Annotated in this window: 12 protein-coding genes; 7 read left to right on the top strand and 5 right to left on the bottom strand. The window is 73.5% G+C overall.

Annotated features, from left to right (window positions below):
* The first annotated feature begins 129 nt into the window (after window positions 1-129).
* From ACGF5T_RS12630 to ACGF5T_RS12645, 4 genes are all read left to right on the top strand, one after another.
* A complete protein-coding gene (locus tag ACGF5T_RS12630) occupies window positions 130-1347 on the top strand; it encodes an FAD-dependent oxidoreductase (RefSeq protein WP_356603185.1) in 1218 nt (405 codons plus the stop codon).
* Window positions 1347-3956 (top strand): nitrite reductase large subunit NirB, encoded by a 2610-nt coding sequence (gene nirB / locus ACGF5T_RS12635; RefSeq protein ID WP_366766539.1) that lies wholly within the window; start codon window positions 1347-1349, stop codon window positions 3954-3956. The genes ACGF5T_RS12630 and nirB overlap by 1 nt, the downstream gene beginning before the upstream one ends.
* On the top strand, window positions 3953-4303 hold the full coding sequence (gene nirD, locus ACGF5T_RS12640; protein ID WP_366766538.1) for a nitrite reductase small subunit NirD: 351 nt from the start codon (window positions 3953-3955) through the stop codon (window positions 4301-4303). Before nirB ends, nirD begins: the two co-directional genes overlap by 4 nt.
* Before the next feature lie 206 nt (window positions 4304-4509).
* Window positions 4510-5664, top strand: coding sequence for an alkaline phosphatase PhoX (locus tag ACGF5T_RS12645; protein ID WP_366766537.1), 1155 nt, complete (start codon window positions 4510-4512; stop codon window positions 5662-5664).
* Between the two features lie 12 nt (window positions 5665-5676).
* On the opposite strand, the gene ACGF5T_RS12650 is transcribed toward ACGF5T_RS12645, so the two are convergent.
* Complete coding sequence (locus ACGF5T_RS12650) at window positions 5677-6609, bottom strand: oxidoreductase (protein WP_366766536.1); 933 nt, start codon at window positions 6607-6609, stop codon at window positions 5677-5679.
* A gap of 183 nt (window positions 6610-6792) precedes the next feature.
* Between ACGF5T_RS12650 and ACGF5T_RS12655 the strand changes: the two genes are divergently transcribed.
* The gene (locus ACGF5T_RS12655) at window positions 6793-7248 is read left to right on the top strand and encodes an LAETG motif-containing sortase-dependent surface protein (RefSeq protein ID WP_366766535.1); all 456 of its coding nucleotides are present in this window, start codon (window positions 6793-6795) and stop codon (window positions 7246-7248) included.
* Between the two features lie 43 nt (window positions 7249-7291).
* Here the strand turns inward: ACGF5T_RS12655 and ACGF5T_RS12660 are convergent, their stop codons facing one another.
* Window positions 7292-8500 (bottom strand): acyltransferase, encoded by a 1209-nt coding sequence (locus ACGF5T_RS12660; RefSeq protein WP_356603196.1) that lies wholly within the window; start codon window positions 8498-8500, stop codon window positions 7292-7294.
* Between the two features lie 344 nt (window positions 8501-8844).
* Complete coding sequence (ppdK, locus tag ACGF5T_RS12665; RefSeq protein WP_366766534.1) at window positions 8845-11574, bottom strand: pyruvate, phosphate dikinase; 2730 nt, start codon at window positions 11572-11574, stop codon at window positions 8845-8847.
* Between the two features lie 674 nt (window positions 11575-12248).
* Between ppdK and ACGF5T_RS12670 the strand changes: the two genes are divergently transcribed.
* Window positions 12249-14210, top strand: coding sequence for a CDP-alcohol phosphatidyltransferase (locus ACGF5T_RS12670; RefSeq protein WP_392887853.1), 1962 nt, complete (start codon window positions 12249-12251; stop codon window positions 14208-14210).
* Window positions 14211-14272: 62 nt separating this feature from the next.
* Here ACGF5T_RS12670 and dusB read toward each other — a convergent pair whose 3' ends face one another.
* The gene (dusB, locus tag ACGF5T_RS12675; protein WP_356603202.1) at window positions 14273-15439 is read right to left on the bottom strand and encodes a tRNA dihydrouridine synthase DusB; all 1167 of its coding nucleotides are present in this window, start codon (window positions 15437-15439) and stop codon (window positions 14273-14275) included.
* Between the two features lie 107 nt (window positions 15440-15546).
* Here dusB and ACGF5T_RS12680 point away from each other — a divergent pair, with 107 nt between their 5' ends.
* A complete protein-coding gene (locus ACGF5T_RS12680) occupies window positions 15547-16995 on the top strand; it encodes an MFS transporter (RefSeq protein WP_366766532.1) in 1449 nt (482 codons plus the stop codon).
* Window positions 16996-17225: 230 nt separating this feature from the next.
* Here ACGF5T_RS12680 and ACGF5T_RS12685 read toward each other — a convergent pair whose 3' ends face one another.
* Window positions 17226-21593, bottom strand: a complete 4368-nt coding sequence (locus ACGF5T_RS12685; RefSeq protein WP_366766531.1) for a cation-translocating P-type ATPase — start codon at window positions 21591-21593, stop codon at window positions 17226-17228.

The following is a 21593-nucleotide window of genomic DNA, read 5'->3' on the forward strand; positions in this document are numbered from 1 at the left end:
CGGCGACCGCGCCCGTCACCGGTGCCGTGCCCCCCTCACACCCGCCCCCGACCCCCGCTGAGGGCAGCGTTCCCGGTGGGAAACAGACGCGATGCCACCGGGTAACACCCGCACCGCAGGCTCGGTGCCATGACCTCGAATACGCGTGTGGTGGTGATCGGCGCCGGACTGGCGGGCGTGACGCTCGCCCGGCGGCTCGGTGAGCTCGGCACGCCCGCGCTGGTCGTCGGCGACGAGGAGCACCGCCCGTACAACCGGGTACTGCTCGCGGAGGTGCTGGCCGGGCGGTACAGCCCCGAGGTGGTCGCGCTGCCCGCGCCGGCCGGACTGCTGCGCGGCCGGGTCACCGGCATCGACCGGACCGGGCGGACGGTGCGGTGCGCCGACGGCTCGGTCATCGCCTACGACACGCTGGTCCTCGCCACCGGCTCCAACGCGGTCCTGCCACCCCTGCGCGGCCTGTTCACCCCGGACCACCAGCTGCCCGAGGGCGTGCACGCCTTCCGCACCATGGACGACTGCCTGGGCCTGTCCAAGGCGGTACGGCCGGGGGTGCGGGCCGTCGTCATCGGGGGCGGGCTGCTCGGGGTCTCGGCCGCCCGCGCGCTGGCCGTGCGGGGCGCGCAGGTGGTCCTCGCCCAGCAGTCCGAACGGCTCATGGAACGCCAGCTCGACCCGGCCGCCTCCGCGCTCGTGCGGCGGCACCTGGAGGACCTCGGCGTCGAGGTGCACACCGAGTGCCGGGTACGGGACGTGCGCAGCGTCGGCGGGGCGGTGCGGTCGGTGGAGCTGGCCGACGGGTACGCCCTCGGCGCCGACCTGGTGGTCCTCGCCTGCGGTGTCCGGCCCCGGGTGGGCCTCGCGCAGGCGGCGGGCCTGGAGGTCGGCAAGGGCGTCCTCGTCGACGACGAGCTGCGCACCTCCGACCCGCACGTCCGGGCCGTCGGCGACTGCGCCCAGCACGCGGGGCGCGTGTACGGGCTGGCCGCGCCCGCCCTGGAACAGGCCGGCGTGCTGGCCGAGCTGCTCGCCGGGGGCGGCACCGCCCGCTACACCGGCACCCGGTCCCTGACCCGGCTCACCCTCACCGGTCCTGACAGCCCCTTCGACCTCGCCGCGTTCGGCGAGACCGACCCCCGCCCCGGCGACGACGTCGTGCAGCTCGCGGACGCCACCCGGGGCACCTACCGCAAGGTCGTCGTGCGCGACGACCGCCTGGTCGGCGGGGTCCTGGTCGGCGAACTCGGCACCGTCGGCGCGCTGGCGCGCGCCTGGGAGGGAGCAGAGCCGCTCCCCTCCGACGGCGGCCCCCTGCTCCACCTGCTCACCACTGACGGAGGCTCCTGATGACCGCCACCCCGGGGCCCATCCCCACCATCGTGCTCGTCGGCCACGGCATGGTCGGCCAGCGCTTCCTCGAGGCACTCGCCGACCGCGGCCTGACCGCCACCCACCGCGTGGTCGTGCTCTGCGAGGAGCCCCGCCCCGCCTACGACCGCGTCGGGCTCACCTCGTACTTCTCCGGGAAGACCCCGGAGGACCTGTCGATGACCGACCCGGCCTTCCTCGCCGAGCACGGCATCGAACTGCGCGTCGGCGACGCGGCGGAGACCGTCGACCGGGACGCGCGCAAGGTGACCGCCCGCTCGGGCCTGGTCCTCGACTACGACGTACTGGTGCTGGCCACCGGCTCCTACCCCTTCGTCCCGCCGGTCCCCGGCAAGGACGCCGAGGGCTGCTTCGTCTACCGGACGATCGAGGACCTCCTCGCGATCGAGGCGTACGCGAAGACCGCGACGACCGGCGCGGTGGTCGGCGGCGGACTGCTCGGCCTGGAGGCCGCGGGCGCCTTGAAGGGGCTCGGTCTGACCTCGCACATCGTGGAGTTCGCCCCGCGCCTGATGCCGATGCAGGTCGACGAGGGCGGCGGCGCGGCGCTGCTGCGCACCATCGAGGGCATGGGCCTGTCCGTCCACACGGGCGTGGGCACGCAGGAGATCGTGGTCGGCGAGGACGGCGCCGTCACCGGCATGAAGCTGTCCGACGGTTCCGAACTCGCCACCGACCTGGTGGTGTTCAGCGCCGGCGTGCGCCCCCGCGACCAGCTGGCCCGCGACTGCGGCCTCGCAGTGGGCGAGCGCGGCGGCATCAGCGTCGACGAGCAGTGCCGGACGGTGTCCGACCCGCACGTGTTCGCGATCGGCGAGTGCGCGCTGGCGGCCGACGGCCGGGTGTACGGGCTGGTGGCGCCCGGGTACGAGCAGGCCGAGACGGTCGCCGCGACCATCGCCGCCGACGAGGCGGCGTTCACCGGCGCCGACCTGTCCACCAAGCTGAAGCTGCTCGGCGTGGACGTGGCGTCCTTCGGCGACGCGCACGGCACCGCCGAGGACTGCCTGGACGTCGTCTACTCCGACTCCCGGGCCGGCCTCTACAAGAAGCTGGTCGTGGCCCGCGACGGCACGCTGCTCGGCGGCATCCTGATCGGCGACGCGGACGCGTACGGCACGCTGCGCGCCTTCACCGGCTCGGTCCCGCCGGTCTCCCCCGAGTCCCTCGTGCTGCCCGCCGGAGCCGGCGGCCCGGTCCAGCTGGGCCCGTCCGCGCTCCCCGACGAGGCGGTGATCTGCTCCTGCCACAACGTCAGCAAGGGCGCGGTGCGCGGGGCGGTGACCGACCACCAGTGCACCACCGTGCCCGAGGTGAAGAAGTGCACCAAGGCCGGCACCGGCTGCGGCTCCTGCCTCAAGGTGCTCGGCCAGCTGCTCACCGCAGAGCTGGAGGCGAGCGGCGTCGAGGTCGACAAGGGCCTGTGCGGCTGCTTCGCGCAGACCCGCGAGGAGCTGTACGAGATCGTCCTCACCCTGCGGATCACCTCCTTCCGGGAGCTGCTGGACCGGCACGGCCGGGAGGGTGCCCGGGGCGGCGACGGCTGCGAGGTCTGCAAGCCGACGGTCGGCTCGATCATCGCCTCCCTCGCCCCGGCGATCGGCGCGAGCGGTTACGTCCTCGACGGGGAGCAGGCGGCCCTCCAGGACACCAACGACCACTTCCTGGCCAACCTCCAGCGCAACGGCTCGTACTCGGTCGTCCCGCGCATCCCGGGCGGTGAGATCGCCCCGGAGAAACTGATCGTCATCGGCGAGATCGCCCGTGACTTCGGGCTCTACACGAAGATCACCGGCGGTCAGCGCATCGACATGTTCGGCGCCCGCGTCGAGCAGCTCCCGGTGATCTGGGCCCGGTTGGTGGACGCCGGCTTCGAGTCCGGGCACGCGTACGGGAAGTCGCTGCGCACGGTGAAGTCCTGCGTGGGGCAGACCTGGTGCCGCTACGGCGTCCAGGACTCCGTCCGCATGGCGATCGACCTGGAGCTGCGCTACCGGGGGCTCAGGTCGCCGCACAAGCTGAAGTCGGCGGTGTCGGGGTGCGCCCGCGAGTGCGCGGAGGCCCAGTCGAAGGACTTCGGTGTGATCGCCACCGCCAACGGCTGGAACCTCTACGTCGGCGGCAACGGCGGCGCCACCCCGCGCCACGCGGACCTGCTCGCGCAGGACCTCTCCGACGCCGAACTGGTCCGCCTGATCGACCGGTTCCTGATGTTCTACATCCGCACCGCCGACAAGCTGGAGCGCACCTCCACCTGGCTGGAGCGCATCCCGGGCGGCCTGGACCACGTGCGGGACGTGGTCGTGCACGACTCGCTCGGCATCTGCGACGAGCTGGAGTCCCTGATGTCCGCCCACGTCTCGCACTACCGGGACGAGTGGGCCGAGACCATCAACGACCCTGAGAAGCTGGCCCGGTTCGTGTCCTTCGTGAACGCGCCCGACACCCCCGACCCGGTCGTGGGCTTCGTGCCCGAGCGCGACCAGATGAAGCCCGACCTGCCGCTGCTGGACATCGGCCTGCGGCGCACCGAGGAAGACCTCCTGGAAGGAAGCACCCGGCGATGACCCTGGCACCCGAGACGACCGACCTGAAGGTCCGGCTGCGGCTGACCGACGACTGGTTCACCGCCTGTGACCTCGGCGCCCTGCTCCCGGGCCGGGGCGTCGCGGCCCTGCTGCCGGACGGCGGGCAGGTGGCCCTCTTCCGCGGCCGGGGCGGCGAGCTGTACGCCATCGACAACCGGGACCCGTTCACCGGGGCGGCGGTCCTCTCCCGCGGCCTCACCGGCACCCACCAGGGCCGCCCGTTCGTCGCCTCCCCGCTGCTCAAGCAGCGCTTCGACCTGGCGACCGGGGTGTGCCTGGACGACGAGGCGGTACGGGTGGAGACGTACGAGGTGAAGGCCGCCTGACCGGGCGGCCGCCTGTTCTGCCCCCTGTTCCGAAGGCGACGGCGGCCGGACGGCCTGAGCCCCCGGCCCGGCACAGGGGGGACGACGCGCCGCCCGGCCGTCACTGGTTGGCCATGGACCGTCAACCCGGCCCGCCTAGGGTCCGTGACCGCACGCCTTTGCCGCCGGCCGGCGGCGGGGGCCGGACATGACCCACGGAGGCAGCAGTGGATCGTCGTACCCTCCTGCGCACGGCCGTCGTCGGCGGCTCGGCCGTCCTCGGCGGAACCCTGTGGCGCGGTGCCGCGTACGCCGCGCCCGCCCAGCCCGGCAGCGGGCCGTACGGGGTGCTCGGCGCGCCCGACGGCAACGGCGTCCGCCTGCCCGCGGGTTTCACCAGCAGGGTGATCGCCCGCTCCGGCCAGAAGGTCGCGGGCACCTCGTACACCTGGCACAACGCACCGGACGGCGGCGCCTGTTACGCGGACGGGTCCGGCTGGATCTACGTCTCCAACTCGGAGGTCAACCCCTCCGGCGGTGCGAGCGCGGTGCGGTTCTCGTCCACCGGCGCGATCACCTCCGCCTACCGGGTGCTCTCCGGCACCCGGCAGAACTGCGCGGGCGGCAGGACCCCCTGGAACACCTGGCTGTCCTGCGAGGAGGTGGACCGCGGCTACGTCTACGAGACCGACCCGTGGGGCGTGAAGGCCGCGGTGCGGCGGGACGCCATGGGCCGCTTCAAGCACGAGGCGGCGGCGGCCGACCCGGTCCGCCGGGTCGTGTACCTCACCGAGGACGTGACCGACGGCTGCTTCTACCGCTTCCGCCCGACGACCTGGGGCGACCTGTCCGCCGGCACCCTGGAGGTGCTGGTCGCCGGCTCGGCCACCAGCGGCCCCGTGACCTGGGCGCGGGTCCCCGACCCGTCCGGCGCCACGGCCACCCGGAACCAGGTGTCCGGCGCCAAGCGGTTCAACGGCGGCGAGGGCTGTTACTACGCGGACGACACCTGCTGGTTCACCACCAAGGGCGACAACCGCGTCTGGCAGTACGACGCGGCCGCGCAGACCATCCAACTGGCCTACGACGACTCCCTGGTGACGTCCGGCACGGCCCCGCTGACCGGCGTCGACAACGTCACCGGCAGCTCCTCGGGCGACCTCTTCGTCGCGGAGGACGGCGGGAACATGGAGATCTGCGTGATCACGCCCGCCGACGTGATCGCCCCGTTCCTGCGGATCGACGGCCAGTCCGGCTCGGAGATCACCGGCCCGGCGTTCTCGCCCGACGGCACGCGGCTGTACTTCTCCAGCCAGCGCGGCACGAGCGGCAGCTCGTCCGGCGGTATCACCTACGAGGTGCGCGGGCCGTTCCGCGCCTGACCGCGCACGCCGTCAGCGCTTCAGCGCCTCGTACGTGACGCCCGTCAGCCGCTCGGAGGCGGCCCACAGCCGCTCCCCCATCGCGTCGTCGGTGGTCCAGGGCGCCCGCCAGGACGGTGCGGGCGCCCCGCGCCACATCGCGAAGGACGGGCCGGTGAAGGAGTCGGAGGGGACCTCGGGCGCGGTCGCCGCGTACAGGACGGGCAGCGCGCCGCCCTCGGGGGACTGCGCCACGACCCGGTTGGCGAGCACCATCAGCCCTTCGGCGATCCGGCGCCCCTCGGCCCGGGGTCCGGCGGTCTGGAGGCCGGTCTCCGCGTAGCCGGGGTGGGCGGCGACCGCGCGCAGGTCCGCGGCGCCGCCTCGGGCCGCGAGCCGCCGCGCCAGTTCGTGGGTGAAGAGCAGGTTGGCGGACTTCGAGCGGGCGTAGGCGGTCCAGCGCCCGTAGCGGCGTACGTTGTTGAGGTCGCGCGGATCGACCTTGGCCAGCGCGTGCAGCATGCTGGAGACGGTCACGATCCGGGCGCCGGGCGTGGCGAGCAGCGTGGGCAGCAGCAGCCCGGTGAGGGCGAAGTGGCCCAGGTGGTTGACGCCGAACTGCGTCTCGAAGCCGTCCGCGGTCGTCCCGTAGGGCAGGGCCATCACCCCGGCGTTGTTGACGAGCAGATCGACCCGCTCGTACGGCAGTCCGTGCGCGAACTCCCGTACCGACGCCAGGTCCCCGAGGTCCAGGCGTGCCAGTTCCACCGCGGCGTCCGGCACCTCGCCGCGCAGCCGCTCGACGGCCGCGCTCCCCCGCCCCGCGTCACGGCAGGCGAGGACCACGGACGCTCCCTTGCGGGCCAGCTCCCGGGCCACCACGTAGCCGAGGCCGCCGTTGCCCCCGGTGACGACGGCGACGCGCCCGTCCTGGCCGGGGATGTCGCCCACGTTCCAGCCGGTCATCAGCGGCTCCTTCCCAGGTCCGGACCCTGCTTACCGTACGCGCCCCACGCCCGGGAGCGGAGAGCTACCGTCCGGTCACGTCACGTTCGCATCACGAGTCCTCCATATCGCCACCACACCCAGTGCCCCTCAATAGCTTCGTCACCTCATATCCACTCATCCACACCATTCCCGGGACTCCTGATGAACCTGCTCCCCAAGCCCGCCGCCGTGGCCCTCGCCGCGCTGGCCCTGGCCGCCCTGCCGACCGCCGCCCAGGCGCACGAGGGCACCCACCCGTTCAAGAACTGCACCGAGGCGTACGAGAACGGCTACGCGGACATCGCCGAGGGCGACCCGCACTACGGCGAGCACCTGGACCGCGACCGGGACGGCGTCGGCTGCGACAAGCCGCCCGCGGACTTCGAGCCCGCGGACGACGGGAAGACCGACGAGAAGACCGACGAGGCCGCGGGCTCCGGGGCCGAGGACGGCGCCGGCAGCGGCGAGGAGGCGGCCGGGCAGCAGGGTACCGACCTGGCCGAGACCGGCGGCGACGACAGCACGCCGTACCTGGCGGCGGGCGGTGCCGTCGTCGTCCTGGCCGGCGGCGGGCTGCTGCTGGCCGTGCGCCGGCGCCGGGGTGACGGGACCGCCTGACCCGGCGGGGCGGGCCGGCTGCCTGCGGCGTCCCGTCCGCTGCTCAGCGGCGGGGCGCCGGCGTCTTCAGGCTGAACGCGGCGCTGCTCAGCCAGCGCTTGGCGGCCCGGGCCACCGGACGCTCGACGAACCGCTGCACGACGTAGGAGAGCGCGACCAGGGCCGCGACGGTGATCCCGACCACGACCCAGGGGTCGGCGCGGTCGCCGAAGCGGTGCAGGACGTTCACGCCGATGGCGTCGTGCAGCAGGTACAGCGGGAAGGTCAGCGTGCCGGCGACCGTCAGCCCCCGCCAGCGGATCCGGCTGGTCCAGCCGAGGGCGACGGCGGCGATCAGCAGGAAGAAGACCGTGATCACCAGGACCAGCCAGCCGCGCCCCGGGGACCACGAGTCCCAGTTGAGGCGGCCCCCCTCGGGCGTCAGCAGGAAGTGGAGCGCCACCAGCCACGACATGGCGACGATGCCCCAGAGCAGTGGCGTCGGCCGGTAGCGGTACATGAGGTAGAAGGCCATGCCGGCGATGAAGTACGGGGCCGACGGCGGGTTGACCAGCAGGGTGAGCAACCGGATGTCGGCGCCGGGCGCCAGTACCGCGGCGACCGTCCACAGTCCGCAGTAGATCACCACGCGCTGATAGGTCAGGCCCTTCCACACCACGACCGCGAAGGTGAGGTAGAAGCACATCTCGGGCCAGAGGGTCCAGTAGACGGAGTCCAGGTGCTCCACGCCGAGCGGGGTCTGCAGCATCGTCAGATTGGCGAACAGCACGCGCGGGTGCGGATGCCCGAAGGGGTTGTCGGCGAAGAAGATCACGCACCCGCTGATCACGATCGCCGCCCAGTACATCGGGTACAGCCGGGTGACGCGGGAGATGAAGAAGTCGCGCGGGGTGCGCCCCCACGCGCTCATGCAGATGACGAAGCCGCTGATCAGGAAGAAGAGTTCGACGCCGAGCCGGCCGAACGCGAAATAGCCGTGCGCCTGCGGGAAGACCTCGCCGACGGGCCGGCCCCAGATGGTCTGCATCGTGGAGGGCGCCTGGCCGACGAAGTGGAAGAACACGACGGCCAGCGCCGCCAGGAACCGCAGTCCGTCGAGCGCCGCGAGCCGGTCCCTGCGGACGGTGGGCCCCGCCTCCGGCACGCGCGCCTCCGCGGCGGTCCGTGGCCCCGGCACACCGGAGACGGTTCCTTCCGCGTGCCCGCGCGGTGCGGTCGTACCGGATGGTTCCCTGTGCTCCGTCTGGGTCATCCAACCACCGTTCCGGTGTCGGCCGCTGTCCACTGTCAGGGCTCTCAAACATTGCTGACAGGTTGCTGCTGCTCAGGCGCACAGGAGTTCACACCATCGATCACGTCACAAAAGGCGGCACCCCCCGGCACGCGAAAGGCGGCACCCCCCGCACAGGGGTGCCGCCTCTTTCCGTGGTCCGGAGCCGCCGCCGATCGGTGAGGGTGGTCGGGTGACAGACGACGGCTCCGGGGTCTTCGGGCTCTGAGGGCCGGTGCGGTGAGTCCGCGCCCCGCAGGGGGCGGGGAACTGCGCGACCGGCCACAGCGATCCCGCAGCTACGCACCGGCCTCCCGGCGGAGCGATCAGCGGTGGTCGCTGCCCTTCGACCGCGACGCCGCGCGGCCGGCCTCCAGCCGCGCCACCGGGATACGGAACGGGGAGCAGGAGACGTAGTCCAGGCCCACCTCGTGGAAGAAGTGCACCGACTCCGGGTCGCCGCCGTGCTCACCGCAGACACCGAGCTTCAGGTCGGGGCGGGTGGCGCGGCCGGCCTGCGCGGCGGCGGCGACCAGGGAGCCGACGCCGTCCTTGTCGATGGTCTCGAACGGGGAGACGCCGAAGATGCCCTTCTCCAGGTAGGCCGTGAAGAAGCTGGCCTCGACGTCGTCGCGGCTGAAGCCCCACACGGTCTGGGTCAGGTCGTTGGTGCCGAAGGAGAAGAACTCCGCGGCCTCGGCGATCTGCCCGGCGGTCAGCGCGGCGCGCGGCAGCTCGATCATCGTGCCGATGGCCAGCCTGAGCTTGGCGCCGGTGGCCGCCTCGACCTCGGCGACGACCTGGTCGGCCTCGTCGCGGACGATCTCCAGCTCCTGCACGGTGCCGACCAGCGGGATCATGATCTCGGCCCGCGGGTCGCCCTTGGCCGCCTTGCGCTCGGCCGCGGCCTCGGCGATGGCCCGTACCTGCATGGTGAACAGGCCGGGGATGACCAGGCCGAGGCGCACGCCGCGCAGGCCCAGCATCGGGTTCTGCTCGTGCAGGCGGTGCACGGCCTGGAGCAGGCGCAGCTCGTTCTCGTGCGGCTCCTGCCGGGACTCGGCGAGCGCGACGCGCACCGACAGCTCGGTGATGTCGGGCAGGAACTCGTGCAGCGGCGGGTCGAGCAGGCGGATGGTGACCGGCAGGCCGTCCATCGCCTCGAACAGCTCGACGAAGTCCTGCTTCTGGAGCGGGAGCAGCTCCTTCAGGGACTCCTCGCGCTCGGTCTCGGTGTCGGCCAGGATCAGCCGCTCCACCAGCTCGCGCCGGTCGCCGAGGAACATGTGCTCGGTGCGGCACAGGCCGATGCCCTGGGCGCCGAAGCGGCGGGCGCGCAGCGCGTCCTCGGCGTTGTCGGCGTTGGCCCGCACCCGCAGCCGGCGCTTGCGGTCGGCGAAGGCCATGATCCGGTGCACGGCCTCGACCAGCTCGTCGGCGTCCTCGGCGCCCGCGTGCATGCGGCCCTCGAAGTACTCGACGACCGGCGACGGCACGACGGGGACCTCACCGAGGTAGACCTTGCCGGAGGAGCCGTCGATGGAGATGACGTCGCCCTCCTCGACGACGTGCCCGCCGGGCACGGTCATCCGGCGGCGCTTGGTGTCGACCTCCAGCTCCTCGGCGCCGCAGACACAGGTCTTGCCCATGCCGCGCGCCACGACGGCCGCGTGGGAGGTCTTGCCGCCGCGCGAGGTCAGGATGCCCTCGGCGGCGATCATGCCGTCCAGGTCGTCCGGGTTGGTCTCGCGGCGCACCAGGATGACCTTCTCGCCCGAGCGGGACCACTTCACGGCGGTGTACGAGTCGAAGACCGCCTTGCCGACCGCGGCGCCCGGCGAGGCGGCGATGCCCCGGCCGACCTTCTCCACCTTCGCGTCGTCGTCGAAGCGCGGGAACATCAGCTGGGCCAGCTGGGCGCCGTTGACGCGCTGGAGCGCCTCGGCCTCGTCGATCAGGCCCTGGTCGACGAGCTGGGTGGCGATGCGGAAGGCCGCGCCCGCGGTGCGCTTGCCGACGCGGGTCTGGAGCATCCACAGCTGGCCGCGCTCGATGGTGAACTCGATGTCGCAGAGGTCCAGGTAGTGGTTCTCCAGCGTCTCCATGATCTGCATCAGCTGGTCGTACGACTTCTTGTCGATCCGCTCCAGCTCCGCCAGCGCGACGGTGTTGCGGATGCCCGCGACGACGTCCTCGCCCTGGGCGTTCTGGAGGTAGTCGCCGTAGACGCCCTGGTGGCCGGAGGCGGGGTCGCGGGTGAAGGCGACGCCGGTGCCGGAGTCGGGGCCCAGGTTGCCGAAGACCATGGAGCAGACGTTGACGGCGGTGCCGAGGTCGTGCGGGATGCGCTCCTGGCGGCGGTAGAGCTTGGCGCGCTCGCCGTTCCAGGAGTCGAAGACGGCCTTGATGGCGAGGTCCATCTGCTCGCGCGGGTCCTGCGGGAAGTCCCGGCCGGCCTCGGTCTTGACGATCTTCTTGAACTTGGTGACGAGCTTCTTGAGGTCGGCCGCCTCCAGCTCGGTGTCCACCGTGACCTTCTTGGCCGCCTTCGCCGCCTCCAGCGCCTCCTCGAAGAGGTCGCCGTCGACGCCGAGGACGGTCTTGCCGAACATCTGGATCAGGCGCCGGTAGGAGTCCCAGGCGAAGCGGTCGTCACCGGCCTGCCGGGCGAGGCCCTGCACCGACTTGTCGGAGAGGCCGATGTTGAGGACCGTGTCCATCATGCCGGGCATGGAGAACTTGGCTCCGGAGCGCACCGACACGAGCAGCGGGTCGTCGGCCTGGCCGAGCTTCTTGCCCATCTTCGCCTCGAGGGCGTCGAGGTGCGCACTCACCTCGTCACGCAGTGCCGCCGGCTCCTCGCCGCTGTCGAGGTAGGTCTTGCAGGCCTCGGTCGTGATGGTGAAGCCCGGAGGGACCGGAAGACCCAGGTTGGTCATCTCGGCGAGGTTGGCGCCCTTGCCGCCGAGGAGGTCCTTGAGGTCCTTGTTGCCCTCGGTGAAGTCGTAAACGAACTTCGGTGCGTTCGTTACCTGGAGATCTTTGTTTTCCGACACGGGTCTCGACTCCTCGAGGACGCGGTGGCTGCCCTGACGGCGAGGAATCTACCCAGATCAAAGGCACCTGGGTACGTCCACTTGCGCGTCATGCGCCTGTAACCACCCGTCCGCCAGCGGATCGAAAGTCAAGGCTTGGCAAGCGACCTGCCACCAGTGTTTTCACTTCTTGAACGAACAGCCCTTCAAAAGCATCGCTTGACGCTCACCTGAGCGAGCTTGTCCACGTTTGAGTTCGGTCGATGAACGATCAAGGTGTGGCACTCAGTGCCACACCTTCCAGAAGTGGAATCGCTCATGATCCGCTCATCTGAGCGCTACCTCTATCAGAGGTGGCGAGAATCACGCTGCCACAGGCCGTCGGATTTCACCATGCGGACCGGTGAACGGACCGCTCGCGGCGGACGTACGAGGGGGCGGCGGATCCGGCCCCCTCGCCGGGTCCGCCGACCACCGCGTTCGCACGGAAGGACCTCCGGGTGCCTGTCTCCACACGCTTCGGCCAGTCACCGTCCCCGGCCGACGAGCCACCCGCCCCGGACACCGGGGACGGTGACGCGGGCGGGACGGGAGCCACGGACGGAGTGGGGGGCCTCGGCGGAGCCGGGGACCCGGGCGAACCCGACGAGCCGACCGAGCCGGACCTCGTCGAGCCCGAGGACCCGGGGGAACCCATCGGCGCACCGCAGACGTCGGGGCGGGAGCCCTCGGGGCCGCAGCCCTCGGGGCGGGAGCCCTCGGGGCCGCAGACGTCGGAGCCGCGGACATCGGAGCCGCAGACCTCGGAGCCGCAGACCTCGGAGCCGCAGACCTCGGAGCCGCAGACCTCGGAGCCGCGGACATCGGGACCGCAGACGTCGGAGCCGCGGACATCGGGGCCGCAGGACGCACCGGTCCCGGAGGAGGCCCCGGCACCCGGCGTCCGGCCGGACACACCCGTCCGTGCCCCGCGCGGTCCGCGCGGCCCACGCGCCCGCCTCGCCCACTGGCGCGCCCGGCACCCGCGTGCCGCGCGCGCCGTCCGCCGGGGCACGACCCTCCTCGCCGCCGTCCTCGTGCTCGGGGCGCTGCTGCTGCCGAACAGCTTCGTCGCCCTGGAGCCCAACCGGTTCGCGCGGATACCGGCGGAGGCGGTCATCGGGGCGGTGCTGCTGCTCTGCCTGCCGCGCGTGCCGCGGCTGGTGCTGGCGGCGCTCTTCGGCACCGGCCTGGGTGCGCTGACCGTGCTGAACCTGCTCGACATGGGTTTCACCGAGTACCTGGGCCGGGGCTTCAACCTGGTCCTGGACTGGGGCCTGCTGGACGACGCCCGGTCGTACGTGGCGGACTCGATGGGCGGGGCGGCGGCGACCTGGGCCGCCGTGGGCGCGGTGGGGGGCGCCACGCTGCTGCCGGTGCTCATGGCGCTGGCGGTGGTCCGGCTCGGTGAGCTGCTCGCCGCGCACCGGGAGCGGGCGGCCCGGGGCGCGCTGCTGGCGGCCACCGTGTGGATGACCTGCGTGGCGCTGGGCGTGCAGACCTTCGGCGTGCCGGTCGCCACCAGGAGTGCGTCCGGGGCCCTGGAGGCGCAGGCCCACCGGGTGGTGGACACGCTGCGGGACGAGGCGGCGTTCGCGAAGGAGGCGCGGGCGGACCGGTTCGGCGGCACGCCCGCCGAGCAGCTGGTGCCGGACCTGCGCGGGAAGGACGTCCTCTTCACCTTCATCGAGAGCTACGGCCGCAGCGCCGTCGAGGACCCGGTGACGGCACCCGGTGTCGGACGGACGCTGGACAGCAGCACGCGGGCGCTGGCCGACGCCGGTTTCCGGGCCCGCAGCGGCTGGCTGACCTCGGCGACGTACGGCGGCAGCAGCTGGCTCGGCCACTCCACCTTCCTGTCGGGCCTGTGGGTGGACAACCAGCAGCGCTACCGCACCGTGACCGCGGGCGACCACCTCACCCTCACCAAGGCGTTCGCGAAGACCGGCGACTGGGACACCGTCGGCGTCATGCCGGGCGTCCAGAAGGCGTGGCCGGAGGCCGAGTGGTACGGCCTCGACAAGGTCTACGACGCCTTCGACGTCGGCTACCGGGGTCCGAAGTTCAGCTGGTCGACCATGCCCGACCAGTACGCGCTGGAGGCCTTCCAGCGCCTGGAGCACGGCAGGAAGCGCGACCGGCCGCTGATGGCGGAGATCATCCTGACCTCCAGCCACCAGCCGTGGGCGCCGGTCCCCCGGATGGTCGACTGGGACGAGGTCGGTGACGGTTCGGTCTTCGAGGGCATCGAGAAGTCGGGCGAGAAGGCCGCGGACGTCATCGCCGACTCCACCCGCTCCAAGGAGGGGTACGGCAGGTCGGTCGAGTACTCGCTCACCAGCCTCACCCAGTGGCTGGAGCGCTACGGCACCGACGACACCGTCCTCGTCTTCCTCGGCGACCACCAACCGCTCGCCCGCGTCAGCGGGAACGGGGCGAGCCGGGACGTCCCGGTGTCGGTCGTCGCCAGGGACCCGAAGGTGCTCGACGCGATCGACGACTGGAACTGGACGGAAGGGCTGAAGCCCGCCGAGGACGCCCCGGTGTGGCGCATGAGTTCCTTCCGCGACCGCTTCCTGACGGCGTACGGCTCCACCCCGCACCCCACCGGGGGCTGACCCGAGCCGCCCCCACCGGGGGCTGACCGGAGCCGCCCGCACCGGGGGCCGGACGGGCCCGGTCAGCCGCCGGAGGTGTCCAGCTCCGCGTCCTCGCCGACGCCCGCGCAGTCGTACGGGTCCTTCAGCCAGCCGTCCGGCAGGACCACCCGGTTGTTGCCGGAGGTGCGGCCGCGCGGGCCGTCGGCGCCGGTGGGCCAGGGCTGGTCGAGGTCGAGTTCGTCCAGGCCGGCCCGGAGCGCCTCCAGCGAGGAGGTGATCGCGAGCCGCTTGCGCATCTCGGAGCCGACGGCGAACCCCTTGAGGTACCAGGCGACGTGCTTGCGGAAGTCGATGACGCCCCGCGCCTCGTCGCCGATCCACTCGCCGAGCAGGGTGGCGTGCCGGACCATCACGTCGGCGACCTCGCGCAGGGTGGGCCGTACGTAGGTGTCGGTGCGGCCCTCGAAGGCGGCGACCAGGTCGGCGAAGAGCCACGGCCGCCCCAGGCAACCGCGTCCGACCACGACCCCGTCGCAGCCGGTCTCCCGGACCATCCGCAGCGCGTCCTCGGCGGTCCAGATGTCGCCGTTGCCCAGCACGGGGATCTCCGGGACGTGCTCCTTCAGGCGGGCGATGGCGTCCCAGTCGGCGGTGCCGCCGTAGTGCTGGGCCGTGGTGCGGCCGTGCAGGGCGATGGCGGTCACGCCCTCCTCGACGGCGATGCGGCCGGCGTCGAGGAAGGTGAGGTGGTCGTCGTCGATGCCCTTGCGCATCTTCATGGTGACGGGCAGGTCGCCGGCGCCGGTCACGGCCTCGCGGACGATGGCCCGCAGCAGGTTCCGCTTGTACGGCAGGGCGGAGCCGCCGCCCTTGCGGGTCACCTTGGGGACCGGGCAGCCGAAGTTCAGGTCGATGTGGTCGGCGAGGCCCTCCTCCGCGATCATGCGGACGGCCTTGCCGACGGTCACCGGGTCGACGCCGTAGAGCTGGATCGAGCGCGGTGTCTCGGTCGCGTCGAAGTGGATCAGCTGCATGGTCTTCTCGTTGCGCTCGACCAGCGCCCGCGTCGTGATCATCTCGCTGACGAACAGGCCCTTGCCGCCGCTGAACTCCCGGCACAGCGTGCGGAAGGGCGCGTTGGTGATCCCGGCCATCGGCGCCAGCACCACGGGCGGCGCGACGGTGTGCGGGCCGACCTGCAACGGCCGGGTGACGGTGCTGGGAGCGGGCGCGGTGGGCGTGGACATTCCTCCATTGTCACGTACGCGAGGCGGTGCTCGTCGCGCCTGTGGACAGAGACCGTGTATCGGTCATTAGTTAGCCGCACTATCGACATGTGCGTACGATGGAGGCCATGCCCGAGCCGTCCCACCGCCGCCGTCTGCTCGTGCTCGCCATCTGCTGCATGAGCCTGCTGATCGTGAGCATCGACAACACGATCCTCAACGTGGCCCTGCCGGCCGTGCAGCGCGATCTCGACGCGAGCACGTCGGGACTCCAGTGGGCCGTCGACGGCTACACCCTGGTGCTGGCCGCGCTGCTGATGCTCGCCGGTTCCACGGCCGACCGGATCGGCCGCAAGCGGGTCTTCATGACGGGCCTGGTCGTCTTCACCCTCGGCTCGCTGCTCTGTTCGCTGGCCCCGGACCTGTCCTGGCTGGTCGTCTTCCGGATGGTGCAGGCGGTGGGCGGCTCGATGCTCAACCCGGTCGCCATGTCGATCATCACCAACACCTTCACCGACCCGCGCGAACGCGCCCGTGCCATCGGCGTCTGGGGCGCGGTCGTCGGCATATCCATGGCCGCGGGTCCGCTGGTGGGCGGGGTGCTCGTGGAGTCGGTCGGCTGGCGTTCGATCTTCTGGGTCAACCTGCCGGTGGGCCTGGCGGCCCTGCTGCTCACCCTGCGCTTCGTCCCGGAGTCCCGCGCACCGAAGGCCCGCCGCCCGGACCCGCTGGGCCAGCTGATGGTGATCGTGCTGTTCGGCTCGCTGACGTACGCGATCATCGAGGCGCCGAACGCCGGGTTCGTGCGGGTCCTGCCGTTCGCCGCGCTGGCGACGGCCACCCTGCTCGGCCTGCTCTGCTACGAACCCCGCCGCGCCGAGCCCTTGATCGACCTGCGCTTCTTCCGGTCGGTGCCCTTCAGCGGGGCCACCGTGACGGCGGTCACCGCCTTCGCCGCGCTGGGCGGGTTCCTGTTCCTGTCCACGCTGTACCTGCAGAACGTGCGCGGGCTCAGCGCCCTGCACGCCGGGCTGTGGATGCTGCCGATGGCCGTGCCGACCTTCCTGTGCGCCCCGCTGTCCGGACGGCTGGTCGGCAGCCGGGGGCCACGGCTGTCCCTGCTGATCGCGGGCGGCGCGCTGACCGTGAGCGGGGTGCTGTTCGCCGCCTTCGAGGCCGAGACCTCGAACGTCACCCTCTTCATCGGCTACGCGCTGTTCGGCGTGGGCTTCGGCTTCGTCAACGCGCCCATCACCAACACCGCGGTCTCCGGCATGCCGCGCGCCCAGGCCGGGGTCGCCGCCGCCGTCGCCTCCACCAGCCGCCAGCTGGGCCAGACGCTGGGCGTGGCGGTGATCGGCGCGGTGCTCGCGGCGGGCGTGGGCACGTCGTCGTACGGCGACACCTTCGTCGCCGCGGCCCGCCCCGGCTGGTGGATCCTGGCCGCCTGCGGCCTGTCGGTCCTCGTCCTCGGCGCCGTGGCGAACGGCCGCTGGGCCCACCGCACGGCGGAACGCACCGCGGAACGCCTGAAGACCCCGTCCCCCCGGAAAACCCCCCACGCGACCACCCCGTAGGGGCGCGGGGGACCTACACGCCCAGCCCCCACCCACCCCCTCAGGGGCGCGGGGAACTGCGCAAACCCCCCACCCACTCACACCCGACACTCCACCCGCACCCCCCACCCAGGGGCGCGGGGAACTGCGCATATCCCCCCACCCACCCGCACCCGACACACGCCCCCACCCCCCTCACTGAAGGGGCGCGGGGAACTGCGCAAAACCCCGCACCAACCCCACCGCACGCCTCACACCACGGTCCGCACCATCTCCGGCATCCGCTCCATCACCGCGGGCCAGTACCGCCCGATCACCTCCTCCACCCGTGGCAGCGCCCGCTGCCCCGCGAGCGCCAGGACGATCGCCGCGGCCACGCCGGCCCAGGCGACGGGCCCCAGCGGCGTGCAGCCGAAGAGCTGGCTGGCGCCCGGCGTCTGCACCAGGGCGACCAGCGCGGCGGCGGAGCCCAGCGAGGTGACCTGGACCAGGCGGCTGCCGCGCCGGTCGGCCAGGGTCTGGGCGAGCTGGGTGCCGACCACGGCGCACAGGGCCATCGTCGTGGAGCGGCGCCCCGTGCCCGGTGTGAACCGGCCGAGGAGCCAGGCGGCGGTCGCACCGAGCGCCGTGGTCAGGGCCCGGTGCCGGATCTGCCGGATCAGCGGCTCGCCCAGCACCGCCGCACCGAGCGGCGCGCCCGCGTCGTCCTCCTCCTGCTCGGTGTCCCCCGTCTCCGTGACCGCCACGGCCATCGCGGGGAACAGGTCCGTGAACAGGTTGACCAGCAGCATCTGCCGGGTGGACAGCGGAGCGGCACCGCCGAGGACGGTGCCGAGGATGCCGAAGCCGACCTCGCCCGCGTTGCCCCCGATGAGGATCGCGATGGCGTCGGCGACGCTGTGCCACAGTGCCCGGCCCTCCCGCACCGCCTCCACCAGGACCAGCAGGTCGTCACCGGTGACGACCAGGTCGGCGGCGTTGCGGGCGGCGGCCGAGCCGCGGGCGCTGATCCCGACGCCGATGTCGGCCGCGCGGATCGCGGCGGCGTCGTTGGCACCGTCGCCGACCATGCCGACGACCCGTCCGGCATCCCGCAGCGACTCGACGACCTGGAGCTTCTGCTCCGGCGCCACCCTGGCCACGACGTCCGCGTCCCGCAGCATCCGGGACCGTGCCGTGCGGTCCGCGGCGGCCAGTTCGTCGCCGGTGACCACGACGGCGTCCTCGGGCCAGCCCAGCTCCACGGCGATGGCGTGGGCGGTCTGCGGATGGTCGCCGGTCAGCACCACGGGCCGTACGCCCGCCTCGCGCAGCCCGTGCACCAGCGCCGGGGACGTCTCGCGCGGGACGTCGGACAGCCCGAGCATCCCCGTGAACTCCAGCTCCCGCGGCTCCTGTTCGAGGACGTCGGCGGCCTTCTCGCCCTTGCGCAGCGGCCGGCTGGCCACCGCGATGATGCGCAGTCCGTCGCGGGCCAGCCCGTGCGCCACCTCCGTGACGTGGGAGGGCAGGCCGGCGCAGGCGGGCAGCACGGTCTCCGGGGCGCCCTTGACCACGAGCACCGGCGCTCCCCTGCCGTCCCGTCCGACGGCGGCGGCGTAGCCGCGGGAGGTCTCGAAGGGCAGGCCCTCCTCCTGCGTCCAGCGCGGGTCGTCGCCGGCGGCGTCGAGGACGGCCTCGTCGGTGGCGTGCGTGGGGCGGGCGCCGTCGCCGTTCAGGCGGGGGCAGGCGCGCGCGGCGACCCGCACGGCGTCGGCGGCGTCCGGGTCGCCCGCCTTGCGGACCGTGCCGTCGGCGCCCGCGACCCGGGTCAGCCGCAGCTTGTTCTCGGTGAGCGTGCCCGTCTTGTCGAAGCAGACGGTGTCCATCCGGCCCAGCGCCTCCAGCGTGCGCGGCGTCCGTACGAGGACGCCGTGGCGGCTGAGCCGGCGGGCCGCCGCCAGCTGCGCCACCGTCGCCACCAGCGGCAGCCCCTCGGGCACCGCGGCCACCGCCACCGACACGCCACCGGCGACGGCCTGCCGGATCGGCGTGCCGCGCAGCAGCGAGAGGCCGGTCACCGCGGCGCCGCCCGCCAGGGTCAGCGGCAGCGCCTTGCGGGTCAGCTCCTGGAGCCGGGCCTGCACCCCGGCCGCCGACGGCGTCCGGGCGGCCAGCGAGACCGCCCGGGAGGCCTCGGTGTGCTCCCCCGTGTCCACGACGACGGCCTGGGCGCGGCCGGCCACCACGGTCGTCCCCTCGAAGACCATGCAGAGCCGCTCGGCCACGGGGGCGTTCGGCACCGGGTCGACGCGCTTGTCGACGGGGAGGGACTCTCCGGTGAGGGACGACTCGTCGATCTCCAGGCCGTCCTCCCACAGCAGCCGGGCGTCGGCGGGCACGACGTCGTCCGCCTTCAGCTCGATGATGTGTCCCGGACGCAGTTTCGCGGCGTCCACCACCCTCGGCTCGGCCGCCGGGTCGTGGGTCTCCTCCTCGGCGACCCGGGCCTTCTGCTTCTGCTGCGCGAGCAGCCCGGACAGCGCCCGCTCGGCGCGCAGCCGCTGGAAGCCGCCGACCAGCGCGTTCAGGTCCAGGGCGCCGACGACCAGCAGGGCGTCCATCACGGAGCCGAGGATCGCCTCGGCCGCCGAGCCGACCGCGAGCACCGGGGTGAGCGGGTCGTCCAGCTCGCCGCGTACGGCCTGGCCCAGTTGCCACGTCCACTTCACCGGCGCGAGGGCCGGGACACGGCCGGCCCGGTCGGCCACCGCGTGCATCCTGGCCGTCAGCTGTTCGGCCAGGGACGCTTCCGGCTCCTTCTCCCGGTCCAGGCGTTCCCGTACGGCCGCGGGGTCCAGCGTGTGCCACGCGACCCGCGCGCGGGGGTGCGGGGCGCGGGCCGCGGCCACACCGAGCGCGGCGCGCGTTCCGGACAGCAGGGCCACCGCCGCGCCCACGTCGACCGGAGCGTGCCGCAGTCCGGGCAGCAGCGAGCCGGTGAGTCCCTGCCTGCCCTTGCGCGCCTCGCCGACCGCCACCAGCAGTCCGGACAGCGCGGCCCCGGACCGGGCCAGCGTCTGCGACCGGCGCCCGATCGCCCGGGCCGCCGGCACCGCCCGCAGCAGCCGCCAGACGTCGGCGAGGCCCTGTGGGGCGATCACGTCCGCGCCCCAGGCCACCGGTGCGTCCGCGTCGGCCAGCGCGACGGCCACGTCCCCGGCGAGCAGCCCGGCCACCGCCGCGTCGTCGTCACCGGACAGGGGCCGTACGACGGTGACGACGCCGCCCTCGGCGCGCAGTTCGCCCACGACGTCCCGGAGCGGGCGGCCGGCGCCGACGACCTGGTCCGCGAGTCCGGTGAAGTCGGCCAGCGCCGGGTCCTCGACCATCACGACGCGCAGGCCCGCGCGCCGGGCGGCGTCCAGCACGTCCTCGGTCCACGGGTCCGCGCTCGCCCCCGGCGCCCGCAGCGCGCTGGGGTGCAGGACGACCGTGGCGGCCATCTCCAGCTGCCGCAGCCGTTCCGGGTCGCGCACGAGCACACCGTCGCGGGACAGCGCGGTGCTCAGTACGGCGTGGAAGGCGGCGGGTCCGTAACGCGCGGCCTTGGGCGAACCGGCCAGCACCGCCTCGGCGGCCTCGGCCACGTCGTGCTTGACCAGCAGGGTCGCCAACGCGCCGGCCACACTGCCGGTGGAGGCGTGGGCCGCGTACTCCTGGGCGGGGGAGGTCCGCAGCGGGGGGCGCACGGCGGGGTCGGCGGGCAGACTCCCCCGGCCCGGCGCGCACAGGCGGTCGTGCACCACCTCGAAGGTCGCCGTCCGGGTCACCGCCTCGGTCAGCTGGCAGGCGCGCAGGGCACCGTCCAGCACCAGCGAGGCGGGGCTCTGCCCGGCGCCGTGCACGGCCGCGTTGGCGGCGGCCAGCGCCACGTCCATGCCGTGGGCGCCGAGCCGTTCCCGCAGCCAGGCGCGGAAGGCCGGGTTCTCGCGCAGCAGCGTCCCCACGGCCGTCACCAGGCGGGGCGAGGGCGGCAACCGCAGGCGCGCCCCGGTCACGGCGGCGGCGATGCCCAGGAGGTCGGCGCCGAGGGCGGTGGCGGCGACGCGCACCGAGGCGGGGTCGCCGGGGTGGGTCAGCTCCTCCACCGGATCGTCCGGCCCCTGTTGCTCCGCCCGGGTCAGTCCGTGCTGTTCGGCGAGTTCGGTGGCCCGGTCGACCACCCGGTCGGTGAGCGCCTCCTCGGTCGCGGTGACCACCAGCCGGGTGAGGCCGGTGTCCCAGTAGGCGAGCGCCACGTCCGGGTGCTCGGCGAGGGCCGCCGCCACCCGACGCGCCACGCGCTGCGTGCCACCCGCCCGGCGCACCTCCTCCGTCGCGGCCGGCCGCAGCGCCAGGTGCGCCCGGGGCCCGGCACGCCAGTCGCGGGTGGAGCCGCCGCCCGGCAGCGCGGCGCGCGCGACCCGTGCCGCCCGCGCGGCGAAGTCGGCACCGCGCACCGAGGCCCGGGCGGTGCCCGCGACGGCGCCGGCCGCGGCGCCCACCGCGGGTGCGGTGCCCCGCGCGAGCAGCCGGGGCCCGGCCAGTACGATCCCGGTCACGGCGCCCTGGGAGCGCGTCAGAAGTCCACCGACCAT

This window comes from Streptomyces sp. NPDC047853, from assembly GCF_043204535.1.
Lineage (GTDB): Bacteria > Actinomycetota > Actinomycetes > Streptomycetales > Streptomycetaceae > Streptomyces.

Excerpts from the sequence above, each read along its gene's own strand:
- ACGF5T_RS12630 (WP_356603185.1), top strand. The coding sequence starts at position 130 with ATGACCTCGAATACGCGTGTGGTGGTGATCGGCGCCGGACTGGCGGGC.
- ACGF5T_RS12650 (WP_366766536.1), bottom strand. The coding sequence starts at position 6,609 with ATGACCGGCTGGAACGTGGGCGACATCCCCGGCCAGGACGGGCGCGTC.
- dusB (WP_356603202.1), bottom strand. The coding sequence starts at position 15,439 with ATGTCCACGCCCACCGCGCCCGCTCCCAGCACCGTCACCCGGCCGTTG.
- nirD (WP_366766538.1), top strand. The coding sequence starts at position 3,953 with ATGACCCTGGCACCCGAGACGACCGACCTGAAGGTCCGGCTGCGGCTG.
- ACGF5T_RS12655 (WP_366766535.1), top strand. The coding sequence starts at position 6,793 with ATGAACCTGCTCCCCAAGCCCGCCGCCGTGGCCCTCGCCGCGCTGGCC.
- nirB (WP_366766539.1), top strand. The coding sequence starts at position 1,347 with ATGACCGCCACCCCGGGGCCCATCCCCACCATCGTGCTCGTCGGCCAC.
- ACGF5T_RS12685 (WP_366766531.1), bottom strand. The coding sequence starts at position 21,593 with ATGGTCGGTGGACTTCTGACGCGCTCCCAGGGCGCCGTGACCGGGATC.
- ACGF5T_RS12660 (WP_356603196.1), bottom strand. The coding sequence starts at position 8,500 with ATGACCCAGACGGAGCACAGGGAACCATCCGGTACGACCGCACCGCGC.
- ACGF5T_RS12680 (WP_366766532.1), top strand. The coding sequence starts at position 15,547 with ATGCCCGAGCCGTCCCACCGCCGCCGTCTGCTCGTGCTCGCCATCTGC.